Annotated in this window: 1 pseudogene; it reads left to right on the forward strand. The window is 66.7% G+C overall.

From position 1 onward, the window contains the following. Positions 1-297, forward strand: a pseudogene (locus tag BN2660_RS16835) (NAD(P)H-dependent glycerol-3-phosphate dehydrogenase); the annotation flags it as partial.

Genomic DNA, 297 nt, shown 5'->3' on the forward strand with positions numbered 1-297 from the left:
GGCCGGGCGCCTGCTCGGCCAGGGCTACAGCTTCCAGGACGTCGTGAAGCAGATGCAGCAGACGGCGGAAGGGACTCGCGTCCGTCGCGCCGGTGCTGCAGCTCGCCCGCGAGTCCGAGGTGTACATGCCCATCGTCGAGCAGGTGAAGATGGTGCTCGACGGGAAGATGGACCCGCGAGACATCGCACCCCACCTGACGACGGACGACGACACCCCCCAGGGTGAGAGGACCAACCATGGACAAGCAGACGGTGGTGGTGCTCTTCGGCGGGCGCTCCAGCGAGCATTCGATCAGT

This window comes from Microbacterium sp. 3J1, assembly GCF_001049495.1.
In the GTDB taxonomy this organism is placed as follows: Bacteria; Actinomycetota; Actinomycetes; order Actinomycetales; family Microbacteriaceae; genus Microbacterium.